16 protein-coding genes are annotated in these 16,290 nt (G+C 63.6%); all 16 read left to right on the top strand.

Annotated features, from left to right (window positions below; translation table 11 throughout):
• Window positions 1-60: 60 nt before the first annotated feature.
• The 16 genes from ABLE71_RS15145 to proS all read left to right on the top strand — a co-directional run bounded on the left by ABLE71_RS15145 (window position 61) and on the right by proS (window position 16,289).
• Entirely contained in the window at window positions 61-780 is a 720-nt protein-coding gene (locus tag ABLE71_RS15145) for an NADH-ubiquinone dehydrogenase (protein ID WP_348784260.1), read from the top strand.
• Window positions 777-1,238 carry a DUF3291 domain-containing protein gene (locus ABLE71_RS15140; RefSeq protein WP_348784259.1) on the top strand — a complete coding sequence of 154 codons (462 nt, stop codon included), beginning with the start codon at window positions 777-779 and terminating at the stop codon, window positions 1,236-1,238. Before ABLE71_RS15145 ends, ABLE71_RS15140 begins: the two co-directional genes overlap by 4 nt.
• Window positions 1,239-1,254: 16 nt before the next feature.
• On the top strand, window positions 1,255-3,336 hold the full coding sequence (gene nuoG / locus ABLE71_RS15135) for an NADH-quinone oxidoreductase subunit NuoG (RefSeq protein ID WP_348784258.1): 2,082 nt from the start codon (window positions 1,255-1,257) through the stop codon (window positions 3,334-3,336).
• Between the two features lie 2 nt (window positions 3,337-3,338).
• Entirely contained in the window at window positions 3,339-4,382 is a 1,044-nt protein-coding gene (gene nuoH, locus ABLE71_RS15130; protein ID WP_348784257.1) for an NADH-quinone oxidoreductase subunit NuoH, read from the top strand.
• Complete coding sequence (locus ABLE71_RS15125; protein WP_348784256.1) at window positions 4,382-4,573, top strand: hypothetical protein; 192 nt, start codon at window positions 4,382-4,384, stop codon at window positions 4,571-4,573. The genes nuoH and ABLE71_RS15125 overlap by 1 nt, the downstream gene beginning before the upstream one ends.
• A gap of 2 nt (window positions 4,574-4,575) precedes the next feature.
• Entirely contained in the window at window positions 4,576-5,067 is a 492-nt protein-coding gene (gene nuoI / locus ABLE71_RS15120; RefSeq protein ID WP_348784255.1) for an NADH-quinone oxidoreductase subunit NuoI, read from the top strand.
• Window positions 5,068-5,235: 168 nt separating this feature from the next.
• Complete coding sequence (locus ABLE71_RS15115) at window positions 5,236-5,856, top strand: NADH-quinone oxidoreductase subunit J (protein ID WP_348784254.1); 621 nt, start codon at window positions 5,236-5,238, stop codon at window positions 5,854-5,856.
• A gap of 2 nt (window positions 5,857-5,858) precedes the next feature.
• On the top strand, window positions 5,859-6,167 hold the full coding sequence (gene nuoK / locus ABLE71_RS15110; protein WP_348784253.1) for an NADH-quinone oxidoreductase subunit NuoK: 309 nt from the start codon (window positions 5,859-5,861) through the stop codon (window positions 6,165-6,167).
• A gap of 11 nt (window positions 6,168-6,178) precedes the next feature.
• Window positions 6,179-8,191, top strand: a complete 2,013-nt coding sequence (gene nuoL, locus ABLE71_RS15105) for an NADH-quinone oxidoreductase subunit L (protein WP_348784252.1) — start codon at window positions 6,179-6,181, stop codon at window positions 8,189-8,191.
• 33 nt (window positions 8,192-8,224) lie between these two features.
• Entirely contained in the window at window positions 8,225-9,730 is a 1,506-nt protein-coding gene (locus ABLE71_RS15100; protein WP_348784251.1) for an NADH-quinone oxidoreductase subunit M, read from the top strand.
• Window positions 9,731-9,740: 10 nt separating this feature from the next.
• The gene (gene nuoN / locus ABLE71_RS15095; protein ID WP_348784250.1) at window positions 9,741-11,183 is read left to right on the top strand and encodes an NADH-quinone oxidoreductase subunit NuoN; all 1,443 of its coding nucleotides are present in this window, start codon (window positions 9,741-9,743) and stop codon (window positions 11,181-11,183) included.
• Window positions 11,183-12,010: a biotin--[acetyl-CoA-carboxylase] ligase gene (locus tag ABLE71_RS15090; protein WP_348784249.1), complete on the top strand. Its 828-nt coding sequence runs from the start codon at window positions 11,183-11,185 to the stop codon at window positions 12,008-12,010. Before nuoN ends, ABLE71_RS15090 begins: the two co-directional genes overlap by 1 nt.
• A gap of 19 nt (window positions 12,011-12,029) precedes the next feature.
• The gene (locus ABLE71_RS15085; protein WP_348784248.1) at window positions 12,030-13,700 is read left to right on the top strand and encodes a ribonuclease J; all 1,671 of its coding nucleotides are present in this window, start codon (window positions 12,030-12,032) and stop codon (window positions 13,698-13,700) included.
• A gap of 140 nt (window positions 13,701-13,840) precedes the next feature.
• Window positions 13,841-14,245, top strand: coding sequence for a methylmalonyl-CoA epimerase (mce, locus tag ABLE71_RS15080; RefSeq protein WP_348784247.1), 405 nt, complete (start codon window positions 13,841-13,843; stop codon window positions 14,243-14,245).
• The gene (locus ABLE71_RS15075) at window positions 14,242-14,532 is read left to right on the top strand and encodes a DUF1467 family protein (protein ID WP_348784246.1); all 291 of its coding nucleotides are present in this window, start codon (window positions 14,242-14,244) and stop codon (window positions 14,530-14,532) included. The genes mce and ABLE71_RS15075 overlap by 4 nt, the downstream gene beginning before the upstream one ends.
• 428 nt (window positions 14,533-14,960) lie before the next feature.
• Window positions 14,961-16,289, top strand: a complete 1,329-nt coding sequence (gene proS / locus ABLE71_RS15070) for a proline--tRNA ligase (protein WP_348784245.1) — start codon at window positions 14,961-14,963, stop codon at window positions 16,287-16,289.
• Window position 16,290: the final 1 nt, after the last annotated feature.

Raw genomic sequence — 16,290 nt, 5'->3', positions numbered from 1 at the left:
AAGGTCCGGGATTGGAAACGGCGAAGGCGGGCAGACGGAAACAGACTGGAGACAAGGCCAATGTCGATGTTTTCCCTGCCTGAGGAACTGATGGCTGACATGAAGAAGTTCGAAGCGATGACGGACGAGATGACGGCAATGCTCCCGCCCCAGATGGCGAGCGCCGTCAATCTTTTCGTCCACCCTTTCGCCGGCGCAGCGGCTGCGTCCGCCGTCGGCATCGGGCTTGCGAGCCAGGGTTTCGGCCTGTGGCTGGGCACGGTCTCGGCGATGGTCGAGTCGTCGCAGCGCCTGTTTTCCCCGGTCCATGGCGAGTTCGCCGGCGACATCAGGTCTTTCGAATCCAAGCCGCGCTCGCCCGCTACCAAAGCCAGGTCGGCGACAAAAACCTTGATCGAGGATGCGCAGTCGACCGCGCTTGAAATCGCAGGCGTGGCCGTCGATGGCGCAGGTGCGGCCACCAAGCCTTCACCGGTGATCCCGGCGGTCGCCGATGCCTCCGCAGGCCTGCTGCCGGAGGATTTCCGCCAGCCGAAGTCGATGGCGAAGCCGAAGAAGGTCGACGACCTCAAGGCCATTTCCGGCATCGGCCCGAAGCTTGAGACGGTGCTGAACGGGCTCGGCGTCTGGACCTACGCGCAGATTGCCGAGTGGACGAAAGAAGAGATCGCCTGGGTCGACGATTACCTGTCGTTCAAGGGACGCATTGGTCGCGACGACTGGATCGCACAGGCGGCGAAGCTTGCCGCCAAGCCGGGAGGGGGCAAGCGAAAGGCATGAACCTCGCCCAGCTCAACGTCGCGCGCCTCAAATACCCGTTCGATGATCCGCGGGTGGCCGACTTCGCCGCAAATCTCGACCGCGTCAACGCTTTGGCGGATCGCAGCGACGGTTTTGTCTGGCGGCTGCAGGACGATGGCGGCAACGCCATCGAAATCCAGGTCGATGCCGACCCGATGATGATCGTCAACATGAGCGTCTGGCGCGATGCCGAGAGCCTTGAGCACTTCGTTTGGAATACCGTGCACAAGCAGGTTTACCGACGGCGGGCCGAGTGGTTCTCGCTGATGGCGGATCAGCATCTCGTCATGTGGTGGGTTGACGATGGGCATATGCCCAGTGTCGAGGAAGGCACTGAGCGGCTCGCGCATTTGCGCGCCAAGGGCGACAGCGATTTCGCCTTCGGCTGGTCGCATCTGCCGCAAGTGAAGCTTTGGCAGCAGGCGCGTTGCGCCTGATTGGAAAGAATGTGGAATGGCTAAGCTGAAGGTCGACGGGAAAGAGATCGAGGTACCCGACCACTACACGCTGCTGCAGGCGGCGGAGGAGGCGGGCGCGGAAGTGCCGCGCTTCTGCTTCCACGAGCGGCTGTCGATCGCCGGCAACTGCCGCATGTGCCTGGTCGAGGTCAAGGGCGGACCGCCCAAGCCGACCGCATCCTGCGCCATGGGCGTTCGCGACCTGCGCCCCGGCCCGAACGGCGAAGTCCCCGAAATGTTCACCAACACGCCGATGGTCAAGAAGGCCCGCGAAGGCGTGATGGAGTTCCTGCTGATCAACCATCCGCTCGACTGCCCAATCTGCGACCAGGGCGGCGAATGCGACCTGCAGGATCAGGCGATGGCCTTCGGCGTCGACTCCTCGCGCTACAAGGAAAACAAGCGCGCGGTCGAGGACAAGTACATCGGCCCGCTCGTCAAGACGATCATGAACCGCTGCATCCATTGCACGCGGTGCGTCCGCTTCACCACGGAAGTCGCCGGCATCTCCGAGCTTGGCCTGATCGGGCGCGGCGAGGACGCCGAGATCACCACATATCTCGAACAGGCGATGACCTCGGAACTGCAGGGCAATGTCATCGACCTCTGCCCGGTCGGCGCGCTGACCTCGAAACCCTTCGCCTTCACGGCGCGGCCATGGGAACTGACCAAGACCGAATCGATCGACGTGATGGACGCGGTCGGCTCGGCGATCCGCGTCGACTCCAGAGGCCGCGAGGTGATGCGCATCATGCCGCGCATCAACGACCAGGTGAATGAGGAGTGGATCTCCGACAAGACGCGGTTCATCTGGGACGGGTTGCGCTCGCAGCGGCTCGATCGGCCCTATGTCCGCAAGGGCGAAAAACTCGTCCCGGCGAGCTGGTCCGAAGCCTTCGACGCGATCAAGAAGGCCGTGGCCAAGGCCGCGCCGGACCGGCTCGGCGCGATATCAGGCGATCTGGCGACCGTCGAGGAGATGTACGCGCTGAAGCTTCTCATGCAGTCGCTGGGCTCCGAGAATATCGACTGCCGCCAAGACGGCGCGGCGCTCGATCCGGCGCTCGGGCGCGCGAGCTATATCTTCAACACTACCATCGAAGGCATCGAACAGGCCGACGCGGTGCTGATCATCGGCGCTAATCCGCGCTTCGAGGCATCGGTTCTCAACGCCCGCATCCGCAAGCGCTGGAAGCAGGGCAATCTGCCGGTCGGCGTGATCGGCGAGATCGGTGACACCCGCTACGACTACGAGCAACTCGGCGCCGGCCCGGAGACGCTGAAGTCGCTGGCCGACGGCTCGGGCAGCTTCTTCGAGACGCTGAAGGCGGCGACGCATCCGCTGATCATTGTCGGGCAGGGCGCGATCTCCCGTTCTGACGGCGCGGCAATTCTCGGCCAGGCGGCAAAGCTCGCCCAGGCGATCAACGCCGTCCGCGACGACTGGAACGGCTTCTCCGTGCTGCACACGGCGGCCGCCCGCGTTGGCGGGCTCGACGTCGGCTTCGTGCCGGGCAAGGGCGGCAAGGACGCCGCGGCCATGCTCGGCGAGATCGAAGTCCTCTTCTTGCTCGGCGCCGACGAGATCGACATGACCGCCACCGGCGGCGCGTTCGTCGTCTATATCGGCACGCATGGCGATGCCGGGGCGCACCGCGCCAACGTGATCCTGCCGGGGGCCGCCTACACCGAGAAGTCGGGCACCTATGTCAATACCGAAGGCCGCGTGCAGCAGACCAGCCGCGCGGGTTTCGCGCCTGGCGAGGCCAAAGAAGACTGGGCCATCCTGCGCGCCCTGTCGGACGTTCTCGGCAAGAAGCTGCCCTTCGATTCGCTGGCGGCACTGCGCCGGCAGCTCTACGGCGACTATCCGCATCTTTCCCGCATCGACGAGATCGCGCCGGGCAATGCCGCCGACCTTGCCAGGGTCGCGCGTCTTGGCGGCAAGCTCAACAAGGGCGTCTTCACCTCGCCGGTGAAGGATTTCTATCTCACCAACCCGATCGCGCGCGCGTCGGGCGTCATGGCCGAGTGCTCGGCGCTGGCGAAAAACGGTTTCAAGCAGGCGGCGGAATAGCGATGGAAGACTTCTTCTTGAATTATGTCCTGCCGGTCCTGATCATCCTGTTGAAGTCGGTGGTGATGATCGTCGTCCTTCTGATCGGCGTCGCCTACCTTCTTTACGCCGACCGCAAGATCTGGGCCGCCGTGCAGCTTCGCCGGGGGCCGAACGTCGTCGGCCCGTGGGGCACGCTCCAGGCGTTCGCCGACCTGCTGAAGTTCGTGTTCAAGGAGCCGATCATCCCGTCCGGCGCCAACAAGGGCGTGTTCCTGCTCGCGCCGCTGGTGTCGGCCGTGCTCGCCATCTCGGCTTGGGCGGTCATCCCTGTCAGCGAAGGCTGGGCGATCGCCTCGATCAATGTCGGCATCCTCTACGTCTTCGCCATCTCCTCGCTCGAGGTCTATGGCGTGATCATGGGCGGCTGGGCGTCGAACTCGAAATACCCGTTCCTCGGCGCGCTGCGCTCCGCGGCGCAGATGGTGTCCTACGAGGTCTCGATCGGTTTCGTCATCGTCTGCGTGCTGCTCTGCGTCGGTTCGCTCAACCTCACAGATATCGTGCTGTCGCAGCGCGATGGGCTCGGCACGCGCCTCGGCCTGCCCAACACGCTGCTGGACTGGCACTGGCTGGCGCTGTTCCCGATGTTCATCGTGTTCTTCATCTCGGCGCTCGCCGAGACGAACCGCCCGCCCTTCGACCTCGTCGAGGCGGAGTCGGAGCTGGTGGCCGGCCACATGGTCGAATATTCCTCGACGCCGTTCCTGCTCTTCTTCCTCGGCGAATACGTCGCGATCGTGCTGATGTGCGCGCTGACGACGATCCTGTTCCTCGGCGGCTGGCTGCCGCCCTTCGACTTCGCGCCCTTCACCTGGGTGCCTGGCGTCATCTGGTTCGTGCTGAAGCTCTGCTTCGTCTTCTTCATGTTCGCGATGGTGAAGGCCTTCGTGCCGCGCTACCGCTACGACCAACTCATGCGCCTCGGCTGGAAGGTGTTCCTGCCGCTGTCGCTGTTCATGGTCGTCGCCACCGCCGCCTTCCTCAAGATCACGGGATTTGCGTGATGGGTGCGAGCGGCATCGGCGCACTGGCTGGCGTTGCGATCGCGGCGATCGATTTCGCGCTGCTGCGGCTGCTCGCCTCGCGCGTCGATCTGGACGATACCAAGCGCGTTCTGAACATCACCGGCCTCAGCCAGTTCGTGCTGCTGCCGATCGTGGGCTGGTTCGCCGGCCCGTATGTCATTGGAGAATAGCCATGTCAGCGCTAGCCCAGGCTGCCAAGTCGCTGCTACTCAAAGATTTCGTCGGTGCCTTCTTCCTGTCGATGCGACAGTTCGTTTCACCAAAGGAGACGGTGAACTATCCGCATGAGAAGGGACCGCTCTCGCCGCGTTTCCGGGGCGAACATGCTCTGCGCCGCTATCCGAACGGCGAGGAGCGCTGCATCGCCTGCAAGCTCTGCGAGGCGATTTGTCCGGCGCAGGCGATCACCATCGAGGCCGGGCCGCGCCGCAACGACGGCACCCGCCGCACGGTGCGCTACGACATCGACATGGTGAAGTGCATCTATTGCGGCTTCTGCCAGGAAGCCTGCCCGGTCGACGCCATCGTCGAGGGGCCGAATTTCGAGTTCGCGACGGAAACGCGCGAGGAACTCTACTACGACAAGGACAAGCTGCTGGCCAATGGCGACCGGTGGGAGCGGGAAATCGCGCGCAACATGGAACTCGACGCGCCGTATCGTTGATGGCTTTGGCTCTCCCCGTCGCCGGGGAGAGGCGGTTTCTCCTTCAGGGGAGAAGGACAGGGACAAGCATGGACGCGCCGGTCAGGCTCGTCTAAGGCACAGGCGGCTTCGCGCCCGGGGTGAAAACCGAGGCGGACGCGAGACCGGGACGTTAAACGGGGACTACCCATGCTCAACGGAATTGAAGCGGTATTTTTCTACCTCTTCGCCTTTGTCGCGGTCGGATCGGCCTTCATGGTCATCTCCGCGCGCAATCCCGTGCATTCCGTGCTGTTCCTGATCCTGACCTTCGTCAATGCCGCCGGCCTGTTCCTGCTCACCGGCGCCGAGTTCCTGGCGATGATCCTGCTTGTCGTCTATGTCGGCGCGGTCGCGGTGCTGTTCCTCTTCGTCGTGATGATGCTCGATGTCGACTTCGCCGAGTTGAAGAGCGGCGCGCTGCAATATGCCCCCATCGGCGCCATCGTCGGATTGATCCTCGCCGCCGAACTGATCATCGTGACGGGCGGCTATGCGTTCGCGCCAAAGCTTGCCGGCACGGTCGCCCAGCCGACGCCGCCGATCGCCACCCGGCACAACACGGCGGCGCTCGGCGACATTCTCTATACGGACTACATCCACTACTTCCAGATCGCGGGCCTGGTGCTGCTCGTCGCCATGATCGGCGCCATCGTGCTGACGCTCCGTCACAAGCCGGGCGTCAAGCGGCAGGATATCTCGGCGCAGGTGGAGCGTACGCCCGCCACAGCGATGGAGATCAAGAAGGTCGAGACGGGCAGGGGCATCTGACGATGACGGTCGATATCGGACATTTCCTCACAGTCTCGGCGGTCCTGTTCACGCTTGGCGTGTTCGGCATCTTCCTCAACCGCAAGAACGTCATCGTCATCCTGATGTCGGTCGAGCTCATCCTGCTTGCCGTCAACATCAATTTCGTCGCCTTCTCGGCAGCGCTCGGCGATCTGGTCGGGCAGGTCTTCGCGCTGTTCGTGCTCACGGTCGCCGCCGCCGAAGCGGCAATCGGGCTTGCCATTCTCGTCGTCTTCTTCCGCAACCGCGGCTCGATCGCGGTCGAAGACGTCAACATGATGAAGGGTTGACGGACGCAGCCATGTATCAAGCCATCGTCTTCCTTCCGCTTCTCGGCTTCCTGATCGTCGGCCTGTTCGGCGGATCTCTCGGCGCCAAGGCGTCGGAGTACATCACCTCCGGCTTCATGGTGGTCGCAGCGGTGCTGTCCTGGGTGGCGTTCGTCAGCGTCGGGATGGGCGACGGAGAGGTGTTCACAGTGCCGGTGCTGCGCTTCATCGAATCCGGCAGCCTGCAGGCCGACTGGGCGCTCCGCATCGATACGCTGACCGTCGTCATGCTGGTCGTCGTCAACACCGTCTCGTGCCTCGTGCATATCTATTCGATCGGCTACATGCACCACGATCCGAACCGGCCGCGCTTCTTCGCCTATCTCAGCCTGTTCACCTTCGCCATGCTCATGCTGGTGACGTCAGACAATCTCGTGCAGATGTTCTTCGGCTGGGAGGGAGTGGGTCTCGCCTCCTACCTGCTGATCGGCTTCTGGTACAAGAAGCCGTCCGCCAACGCCGCCGCCATCAAGGCCTTCGTCGTCAACCGCGTCGGCGACTTCGGTTTCGCGCTCGGCATCTTCGGCGTCTTCGTGCTGTTCGGCTCGGTCAACCTCGGCACCATCTTCGCCAATGCCGCAACCTATCTCCCGGCCGCCGGCCACGGCGCCGAGGGCGCTGCCGCCGACGCCGCCGCGCATGGCGAGGCTGTGCTCACCTTCCTGGGCTACCATCTCGACAAGCAGACCGCGCTGACGGTCGTCTGTCTGCTGCTTTTCATGGGCGCGATGGGCAAGTCGGCGCAGGTGCCGCTGCACACCTGGCTGCCGGACGCGATGGAAGGCCCGACGCCGGTTTCGGCGCTCATCCATGCCGCGACGATGGTCACCGCCGGCGTGTTCATGCTGGCGCGGCTTTCGCCGCTCTTCGAACTGTCGCACACGGCGCTGATCGTGGTCACCTGCATCGGCGCGCTCACCGCCTTCTTCGCGGCGACCGTCGGCCTCGTGCAAAACGACATCAAGCGCGTCATCGCCTATTCGACCTGTTCGCAGCTCGGCTATATGTTCGTGGCGCTGGGCCTGGGCTTCTATTCCGCCGCGATCTTCCACCTGTTCACGCATGCCTTCTTCAAGGCCCTGCTGTTTCTCGGTTCGGGTTCGGTCATCCACGCCGTCTCCGACGAGCAGGACATGCGCAAGATGGGCGGGCTCAGGAAACTCATCCCCAAGACCTACTGGATGATGATCGTCGGCACACTCGCCCTGACCGGCGTCGGCATTCCGCTGACCGTCATCGGCACGGCCGGCTTCTTCTCTAAGGACGCCATCATCGAGGGCGCCTTCGCAGCCCACAATCCCGTCGCCTTCTACGCATTCTGGGCGCTGGTCGTCGCCGCGGTCTTCACCAGCTTCTACTCATGGCGGCTGATCTTCATGACTTTCCATGGCAGCCCGCGCGCCAGCCACGAGGTCATGCACCACGTACACGAATCGCCGCCGGTAATGCTGGTGCCGCTGTTCATCCTGGCCGTCGGGGCGCTGTTTGCAGGCGTTCTCTTCGAGGGCTATTTCGTCGGCGAGCACTATGAGACGTTCTGGAAGGCATCGCTGTTCACCCTGCCGGACAATCACATGCTGCACGCCTTCCACGATGTGCCGCTGTGGGTGAAGGTCGCGCCTTTCGCCGCCATGATCCTCGGCTTCCTGGTCGCGTATCAGTTCTACATCCGCTCGCCGGATATGCCCAAGAACCTCGCCGCGCAGCACCGGTTCCTCTACCAGTTCCTACTCAACAAGTGGTATTTCGACGAGCTCTACGACTTCCTGTTCGTCAGGCCGGCCAAGCGGCTCGGCACCTTCCTGTGGAAAACCGGCGACGGCACGATCATCGACGGCCTCGGGCCTGACGGCGTGTCGGCGCGGGTGGTCGACGTGACCAACCGCGTGGTCAAGCTGCAGTCCGGATACCTCTATCACTACGCATTCGCCATGCTGATCGGCGTCGCCGCCCTCGTCACCTGGATGATGTTCGGGAGCCATTAGAGCCATGCTGCATCCACGTTACATGGGTTCCCAATGACCGACTGGCCAATCCTTTCCACGGTCACGTTCCTGCCGCTGGTCGGCATATTGCTGATCCTGTTCATCCGGGACGAGGGGCCGAACGCGCGCCGCAATATCCGGGCCATCGCACTGTGGACGACGATCGCCACCTTCGTGATCTCGCTGTTGATCTGGATCGACTTCGACAATTCCGTGCCGGGCTTCCAGATGGTCGAGAAGTTCGACTGGCTGGATTCAGGCATCTCCTACCACATGGGCGTCGACGGCATTTCGATGCTGTTCGTCATCCTGACGACCTTCCTGATGCCGCTCTGCATCCTGGCGAGCTGGGAAGCGATCGAGAAGCGCGTGAAGGCCTACATGATCTCCTTCCTGCTGCTCGAGACGCTGATGATCGGCGTGTTCTGCGCGCTCGACATCGTGCTCTTCTACGTCTTCTTCGAAGGCGGCCTGATCCCGATGTTCATCATCATCGGCGTCTGGGGCGGCAAGCGGCGCGTCTACGCCTCGTTCAAGTTCTTCCTCTACACGCTGCTCGGCTCGGTGCTGATGCTGCTTGCCATCATGGCGATGTTGTTCCAGTCCGGTACCACCGACATACCCACGCTTCTGACGCACAACTTCCCGGCCAACATGCAGACCTGGCTATGGCTCGCCTTCTTCGCCTCCTTCGCGGTGAAGATGCCGATGTGGCCGGTGCACACCTGGCTGCCGGACGCCCACGTCGAGGCGCCGACCGCCGGCTCCGTCATCCTGGCCGGCATCCTCCTGAAGATGGGCGGATACGGCTTCCTGCGCTTCTCGCTGCCGATGTTCCCGCTGGCGTCGGCCGATTTCGCGCCGCTGATCTTCACGCTCTCGGTGGTCGCGATCATCTACACATCGCTGGTCGCGCTGATGCAGGAGGACATGAAGAAGCTGATCGCGTATTCGTCCGTAGCGCATATGGGTTTCGTGACGATGGGCATCTTCGCGATGAACCAGGAGGGCGTCCAGGGCGCCATCTTCCAGATGCTGTCGCACGGCCTTGTTTCCAGCGCGCTGTTCCTGTGCGTCGGCGTCATCTACGACCGCATGCACACGCGCGAGATCGCTGCCTATGGCGGGCTGGTCAACAACATGCCGAAATACGCCGTGGCGTTCATGGTCTTCACCATGGCCAATGTCGGCCTGCCTGGCACCAGCGGCTTCATCGGCGAGTTCCTGACCCTGCTCGGCGTCTTCAGGGTCAACACCTGGGTGGCGCTGTTCGCCACCACGGGGGTCATCCTGTCGGCCTGCTACGCGCTCTGGCTCTACCGCAAGGTGATCTTCGGCGCTCTCACCAAGGAAAGCCTGGAGGGCCTGCTCGACCTTTCGCCGCGGGAGAAGGCCATCCTCTACCCGCTGATCGTGCTCGTCATCTTCTTCGGCGTCTATCCGGCGCCGATCCTCGATGCCACCGCGACCTCGGTCGAGGCGCTCGTCAACACAGTCACCATTTCTCTCGACGCCGCGCCAGTCGCGGCGGCGAACTGAGGGCGCAACCATGACGCCGGAACTGACTTCCAGCCTCTCCCTGCTGACGCCCGAGCTGATCCTCGCGGTCGGCGCGATGGCGCTTTTGATGATCGGCGTCTATTCCAGCGAACGCGCCTACGGCTTCGTCAACGCACTGGCCGTACTGCTGCTCGTTGCCGCCGGCGGCTGGATGCTGTTTGCCGGCGTGGACGGGAGGGCCTTCGGCGACGCCTTCGTCTCCGATCCCTTCGCGCGCTTCATGAAGCTGTTGACGCTTGTCGGCTCGGCGCTGACTCTGGTCATGTCGACCGGCTTTGCGAGGGAGCAGAAATTCGACAAGTTCGAATACCCTGTCCTGGTGCTGCTCGCCACGCTCGGCATGCTCTTGATGATCTCCGCCAACGACATGATCGCGCTCTATCTCGGCCTCGAGCTCCAGTCGCTGGCGCTCTACGTGGTCGCCGCTATCAACCGCGACAGCCTTCGCTCCACCGAGGCCGGCCTGAAGTATTTCGTCCTCGGTGCGCTGTCGTCGGGCATGCTGCTCTACGGCATCAGCCTCGTCTACGGCTACACCGGCAACACCGGGTTCGCTGAGATCGCCGCCACGCTCGCCGGCGGCGAGCGGCAGCTCGGCGTGGTGTTCGGGCTGGTCTTCATTCTTGCCGGCCTCTGCTTCAAGATCTCCGCGGTGCCGTTCCACATGTGGACGCCCGACGTCTATGAAGGCGCGCCGACGCCGGTCACCGCCTTCTTCGCGGCCGCGCCCAAGATGGCAGCGATGGCACTCATCGTGCGCGTCGTGATGGGCGCTTTCGAGCCGCTTGCCGTCGACTGGCAGCAGATCATCGTGTTCATCTCCATCGCCTCGATGGCGCTGGGCGCCTTCGCTGCGATCGGGCAGAGGAACATCAAGCGGCTGATGGCCTATTCCTCGATCGGCCATGTCGGCTTCGCCCTGGTGGGCTTGGCCGCCAACAGCCAGGACGGCGTGCGCGGCGTCGCGATCTACATGCTGATCTATCTGGTGATGACGCTCGGCACCTTCGCCTTCATCCTGGCTATGCGGCGCAAGGAGGGGAACGTCGAGGAGATCGGCGATCTTGCCGGCCTCTCCACCACCAATCCGGTTATGGCCACCATCCTCACCATCCTGATGTTCTCGCTGGCGGGCATTCCGCCGCTCGCCGGTTTCTGGGCCAAGTGGTATGTCTTCCTCGCCGCGATCAACGCAGGGCTCTATGCCCTGTCGGTGATCGGCGTGCTCGCCTCGGTCGTGGGTGCATACTATTATCTCCGCATCATCAAGATCATGTGGTTCGACGAGCCGGTCGGCGGCTTCCTGCCGATGTCGGGTGCCTTGCGCTTCGTGCTCGGCCTCTCGGGCGCATTCATCCTGTTCTACGTGCTGCCGTGGATCGGCGGATCGGTCAGCAGCTACGCCGAAACCGCCGCCAAGACATTCTTCTGATGGCGTTTTCGCTCGCTCCGACGGCAATCGCGGAAGGTTACCGGCTCGAAGCGCATGACAGTGTCGGCTCGACCAACGCGATCGCGCTTCAGCGTGCATCGGCTGGCGATCCCGGAAAGCTCTGGGTTGTCTCGAAGCGGCAGGAAAGCGGGCGCGGCCGGCGCGGCCGCGCCTGGGCGACGCCCGAAGGCAACCTCGCCGCGACGCTGCTTCTGGTCGAAGCCTACGAACTGAAACTCGCCGCGACGCTCGGCTTCGTCGCCGGTCTGGCGCTTGCCGACGCGCTCGACGCCGTCGTGCCTGACCGGCGCATTGCCATCGCGGCGGACGCGGCCGGGCAGGGGAGAGGGGGTGACCGTTTCGAGCTCAAATGGCCGAACGATGTGCTGGCCGACGGGGCGAAGCTCGCCGGCATACTGCTTGAATCCTCGCTGCTGCCCAGCGACCGAGTAGCGCTTGCGATCGGCATCGGCGTAAACGTCGTGACGCATCCCGAGGACGTTCCCTATCCGGCAACCTCGCTCAAAGCTCTCCGTTTCAACGGTGATGCCGAGACGCTGTTTCTGGCGCTCTCGGATGCCTGGAACGAGAATGTCCGCCTATGGGATCGCGGCGCGGGACTGACGCGGATAAGGCAGCGCTGGCTGTCGCGCGCCGCGGGGCTCGGCTCGGAAGTCGCCGTGCGTGTCGACGGCAACGTCGTGCGCGGCGTGTTCGAGACCATCGACGAGGATTGCCGTTTCGTCATCCGGGCGGACAGCGGTATTGTGAAAATCGCGGCGGGCGACGTGCATTTCGGCGCGGTCGCATCCGCAGGCGCCGCGTGAGCGCGGGCAAGGAACCTAAATGGTAAAATCTTCCGGACCGGAACTCGTCTTCCTGCCGCTCGGCGGCGTCGGCGAGATTGGCATGAATTTCGCGCTCTACGGCTTCGGTCCGGCGAGCAAACGCGAATGGATCGTCGTCGATGTCGGCGTGACCTTTCCCGATGCGACGCTGCCCGGCGTCGATCTCGTGCTCCCAGACATCCGCTTCATCGAGGAGCAGGTCGCGAACCTGCGCGGTATCGTCATCACGCACGCCCATGAGGATCACTACGGCGCGCTGCACGAATTGTGGCCGCGGCTCAAGGCGCCGGTCTGGATGACGCCCTTCGCGGCCGGGCTGCTCGAGGCCAAGCGGCAGGGCGAGCACAACGCGCCGAAAATCCCGGTGACGATCTACCGCGCCGGCGACACGTTCGAGATCGGTCCGTTCAGGATCGAGGCCATACCGGTCAGCCATTCCATCCCCGAGCCCGTCTCGCTTGCGATCACCACGCCGCTCGGCACCGTCATCCATACCGGCGACTGGAAGCTCGATCCCGCCCCCGAGATCGGTCCGATGACCGACGAGGCGCGTTTCCGGGCGCTGGGCGACGCCGGCGTGCTGGCGCTGATCTGCGATTCCACCAATGCGCTGCGCGAAGGCGAGTCGCCGTCCGAGCAGGCGGTGGGGGCAGGCCTGCGCGGCGTCATCGAGAAAGCGCCGGGCCGCGTCGCGGTCACCACCTTCTCGTCGAATGTCGGACGCGTGCGTTCGATCGCCGAGGCCGCGCGCGATTGCGGGCGGCAGGTCCTTGTGCTCGGCCGTTCGCTCAAGCGCATGATCAGCGTCGCCGGCGAACTCGGCTACATGGAAGGTATTCCGGAGTTCATCGCCGAGGAGGATTACGGCTTCATCCCGCGCGAGAACCTCGTCATCATCTGCACCGGCAGCCAGGGAGAGGCGCGGGCCGCTCTCGCCAAGCTGGCGCGCGACGAGATGAAGACGGTGGCGTTTTCACCGGGCGACATCGTCGTGTTCTCGTCGCGCACCATTCCCGGCAACGAAAAGGCGATCCTGGAAATCAAGAACCAGCTCATCGACCAGGGCATCAGGATCATCGAAGACGGCGAGGCGCTGGTGCATGTCTCCGGCCATCCGCGCCGCAGCGAACTGCGCAAGATGTACGAATGGACGCGCCCGCGCATCGGCATTCCGGTGCATGGCGAGGCGGCGCATCTGGTGGCGCAAGGCGCGCTGATGTCGCAGTCGGGCATCCCTGAGGTGGCGCAGGTCCGCAACGGCGACATGATCCGCCTTGCGCCGGGCGCTGCCGAGATTCTGGACAAGGTGCCGTTTGGCCGCATCTATAAGGACGGGCGGCTGGTCGGCGACGACGAGGCGACCGGCATACGCGAGCGCCGAAAGCTTTCCTTCGCCGGTCATGTGGCGGTCAACGTGGTGCTCGACGAGAAATACGCGATGGCCGGCGATCCCGACATCGTCGCGATCGGCGTCGCCAAGCTGAACCAGCGCGGCGAGGCTCTCGAAGAACTGATGCTGACCGCGGCGATCGGCGCGTTCGAAAGCATCCCGCGCCAGCGCCGCAAGGATCTCGATCTCGTGCAGGAGGCAGTTCGCCGCGCCGTTCGCGGCGCCGCAATCGAGGCCTGGGGCAAGAAGCCGCTGGTGACGGTGTTTGTGACGAGGTGAGATAGTGAGTAGTGAGGTTGTGATCAGTGAACGGTATGGGGCGCACTGAGCGGTTGGAGACAGCCGCTAGGGGTCTTATGTTGTACTCACTACTCACTACTCACTACTCACTACTCACTACTCACTACTCACGGAATCCCATGCTTGGACGCCTGAACCATGTCGCCATAGCGGTACCGGACCTCGCTGCTGCGAGCGCTATTTATCGGGACACGCTCGGCGCCAAAGTGAGCGCACCGCAGGCGATGCCGGAGCATGGCGTGACCGTCGTTTTCATCGATACCGGCAACTCGAAAATCGAGCTTCTCGAGCCGCTGGGCGAGGGCTCGCCGATCGCCTGCTTCCTCGAAAAAAACCCGGCCGGCGGCATGCATCACATCTGCTACGAGGTGGATGACATTCTCGCCGCGCGCGACCGCCTCAAGGCGTCAGGCGCGCGCGTGCTCGGCGACGGCACGCCGAAGATCGGCGCCCACGGCAAGCCGGTTCTCTTCCTCCACCCGAAGGACTTTGCAGGCACTTTGGTCGAGCTCGAACAAGCATGACGTGGGTCTCCGTCGCGGCTGTATATTTCATCCTCTGGTGGATCGTCCTCTTCGCCACTTTGCCCTTCGGGTTGAAGACGCAGGACGAGGAAGACGGGGTCACGCTCGGCACCGTTTCGAGCGCGCCGAGAGGCCCGCACATGCTGCGCGCCGTGGTGCGCACGACCATCGTTTCGGCGATCATTCTCGGGGTCTTCTACCTGCTGACCAGAGGGCTGGGACTCAGCCTTGACGACATACCGAGAATTGCCCCCGACTTCAGAAGTGACGTTACGTCATCCACTTAGCAAGTTTTGTCGGCAAACTTTTGATTGCACAAAAAAAAAGCAAGGCACGAGGCCTTGCAATTTGAACGCGTCCGATCTGTTTCCGGTGTCCGGCGGCAGCGAATAACCGCGCCTAGATCGCATCCTCCCAAGACTTTGACCGCGTAGGAGGGCAGATTTTGCTCCGCCCTCTCATTTATGGGGGCACACTAGCCTAAGGCCGGACAAATTGTCACGCGGAATTTTGCGTCGGAAGCGTTGCAGATATGCTGCAATGCACAATTCTAGAGCAAGGCGTGCCCGTCAAACGGACAGCACCAAAACGCCGGGCGGTCACCGCCCGCCTGCGGGTTTCCATTCCGCCACGAAATGGCTATGAAGCGCGTACATGCGTTTCGCATGGCCTGCCGATTCCGGCGCAATCACCATCGCCTTTTCACGGAAGCACAATGCGGCTGTCGCGCTATTTCCTGCCCATACTCAAAGAGAACCCGCGCGAAGCCGAAATCGTCTCGCACCGGCTGATGTTGCGCGCCGGCATAGTCCGCCAGCAGGCCGCCGGCAGCTTCTCCTGGCTGCCGCTTGGAAAACGTGTTCTCGACAAGGTCTGCCAGATCGTGCGCGAGGAGCAGAACCGCGCCGGCGCGCTCGAAATCCTCATGCCGACCATCCAGTCGGCCGAACTCTGGCGCGAGAGCGGTCGCTACGACGATTACGGCAAGGAGATGCTGCGCATCAAGGATCGCCACGAACGCGACATGCTCTTCGGCCCCACCAACGAGGAGATGGTGACGGAAATATTCCGCTCCTACGTGCGCTCCTACAAGGACCTGCCGCTCAACCTCTACCACATCCAGTGGAAGTTCCGCGACGAGGTGCGGCCGCGCTTCGGCGTCATGCGTTCGCGCGAGTTCCTGATGAAGGACGCCTATTCCTTCGACCTCGACTTCGAAGGGGCGAAGGCTGCCTACAACCGCATGTTCGTGTCATACCTGCGCACCTTCACGCGGCTGGGCCTGCAGGCGATCCCGATGCGCGCCGACACCGGTCCGATCGGCGGCGACCTCAGCCATGAATTCATCATCCTTGCCGACACCGGCGAGAGCCAGGTCTTCTGCCACCGCGATTTCCTCAGCCTTCCCGTGCCCGGAGAAGATACCGACTTCGGCAACGACGCCGAGATCGGCGGCATCGTCAGGGAATGGACAACTCCCTATGCCGCGACCGACGAGATGCACGACGAGACCGCCTGGGCTTCGATCCCGGACGGCGACCGGCTGTCGGCGCGCGGCATCGAGGTCGGCCACATCTTCCATTTCGGCGACAAATATTCGAAGCCGATGGGTGCCAAGGTGACCGGACCCGATGGCAAGGACCATTTCGTCTCGATGGGTTCCTACGGCATCGGGCCGACGCGGCTGATCGCGGCGATCATCGAGGCGAGCCATGACGAGAACGGCATCATCTGGCCGGAATCCGTCGCGCCCTTCGATGTCGTGATCATCAACATGAAGGTCGGCGACGCCGACTGCGACCGTCTGTGCGAGCAGCTTTACGCCGCGCACCGGGCAGCCGGGCTGGATGTGCTTTACGACGATACCGACCAGCGCGCCGGCGGAAAATTCGCCACCGCCGACCTGATCGGCATTCCGTGGCAAGTGATCGTCGGGCCGCGCGGCGCGGCCGCCGGAGAGGTAGAGGTCAAGCGGCGCGCCACCGGAGAGCGCGACACAAAGAAGATCGAAACGCTGCTGGCGTCGCTCGGGCCGAAGGGGTGAG

Origin of the sequence: Mesorhizobium sp. KR9-304 (genome assembly GCF_040049215.1) — a bacterium.
Classification (GTDB): domain Bacteria; phylum Pseudomonadota; class Alphaproteobacteria; order Rhizobiales; family Rhizobiaceae; genus Mesorhizobium_K.
The sequence above is the reverse complement of the archived record's forward strand: the minus strand, read 5'-3'. Positions and strand labels throughout refer to the sequence as shown.

What these genes read in the sequence shown, in the direction of transcription:
- ABLE71_RS15145 (WP_348784260.1), top strand. Translation starts at nt 61, where the DNA reads ATGTCGATGTTTTCCCTGCCTGAGGAACTGATGGCTGACATGAAGAAG.
- ABLE71_RS15140 (WP_348784259.1), top strand. Translation starts at nt 777, where the DNA reads ATGAACCTCGCCCAGCTCAACGTCGCGCGCCTCAAATACCCGTTCGAT.
- nuoG (WP_348784258.1), top strand. Translation starts at nt 1,255, where the DNA reads ATGGCTAAGCTGAAGGTCGACGGGAAAGAGATCGAGGTACCCGACCAC.
- nuoH (WP_348784257.1), top strand. Translation starts at nt 3,339, where the DNA reads ATGGAAGACTTCTTCTTGAATTATGTCCTGCCGGTCCTGATCATCCTG.
- ABLE71_RS15125 (WP_348784256.1), top strand. Translation starts at nt 4,382, where the DNA reads ATGGGTGCGAGCGGCATCGGCGCACTGGCTGGCGTTGCGATCGCGGCG.
- nuoI (WP_348784255.1), top strand. Translation starts at nt 4,576, where the DNA reads ATGTCAGCGCTAGCCCAGGCTGCCAAGTCGCTGCTACTCAAAGATTTC.
- ABLE71_RS15115 (WP_348784254.1), top strand. Translation starts at nt 5,236, where the DNA reads ATGCTCAACGGAATTGAAGCGGTATTTTTCTACCTCTTCGCCTTTGTC.
- nuoK (WP_348784253.1), top strand. Translation starts at nt 5,859, where the DNA reads ATGACGGTCGATATCGGACATTTCCTCACAGTCTCGGCGGTCCTGTTC.
- nuoL (WP_348784252.1), top strand. Translation starts at nt 6,179, where the DNA reads ATGTATCAAGCCATCGTCTTCCTTCCGCTTCTCGGCTTCCTGATCGTC.
- ABLE71_RS15100 (WP_348784251.1), top strand. Translation starts at nt 8,225, where the DNA reads ATGACCGACTGGCCAATCCTTTCCACGGTCACGTTCCTGCCGCTGGTC.
- nuoN (WP_348784250.1), top strand. Translation starts at nt 9,741, where the DNA reads ATGACGCCGGAACTGACTTCCAGCCTCTCCCTGCTGACGCCCGAGCTG.
- ABLE71_RS15090 (WP_348784249.1), top strand. Translation starts at nt 11,183, where the DNA reads ATGGCGTTTTCGCTCGCTCCGACGGCAATCGCGGAAGGTTACCGGCTC.
- ABLE71_RS15085 (WP_348784248.1), top strand. Translation starts at nt 12,030, where the DNA reads ATGGTAAAATCTTCCGGACCGGAACTCGTCTTCCTGCCGCTCGGCGGC.
- mce (WP_348784247.1), top strand. Translation starts at nt 13,841, where the DNA reads ATGCTTGGACGCCTGAACCATGTCGCCATAGCGGTACCGGACCTCGCT.
- ABLE71_RS15075 (WP_348784246.1), top strand. Translation starts at nt 14,242, where the DNA reads ATGACGTGGGTCTCCGTCGCGGCTGTATATTTCATCCTCTGGTGGATC.
- proS (WP_348784245.1), top strand. Translation starts at nt 14,961, where the DNA reads ATGCGGCTGTCGCGCTATTTCCTGCCCATACTCAAAGAGAACCCGCGC.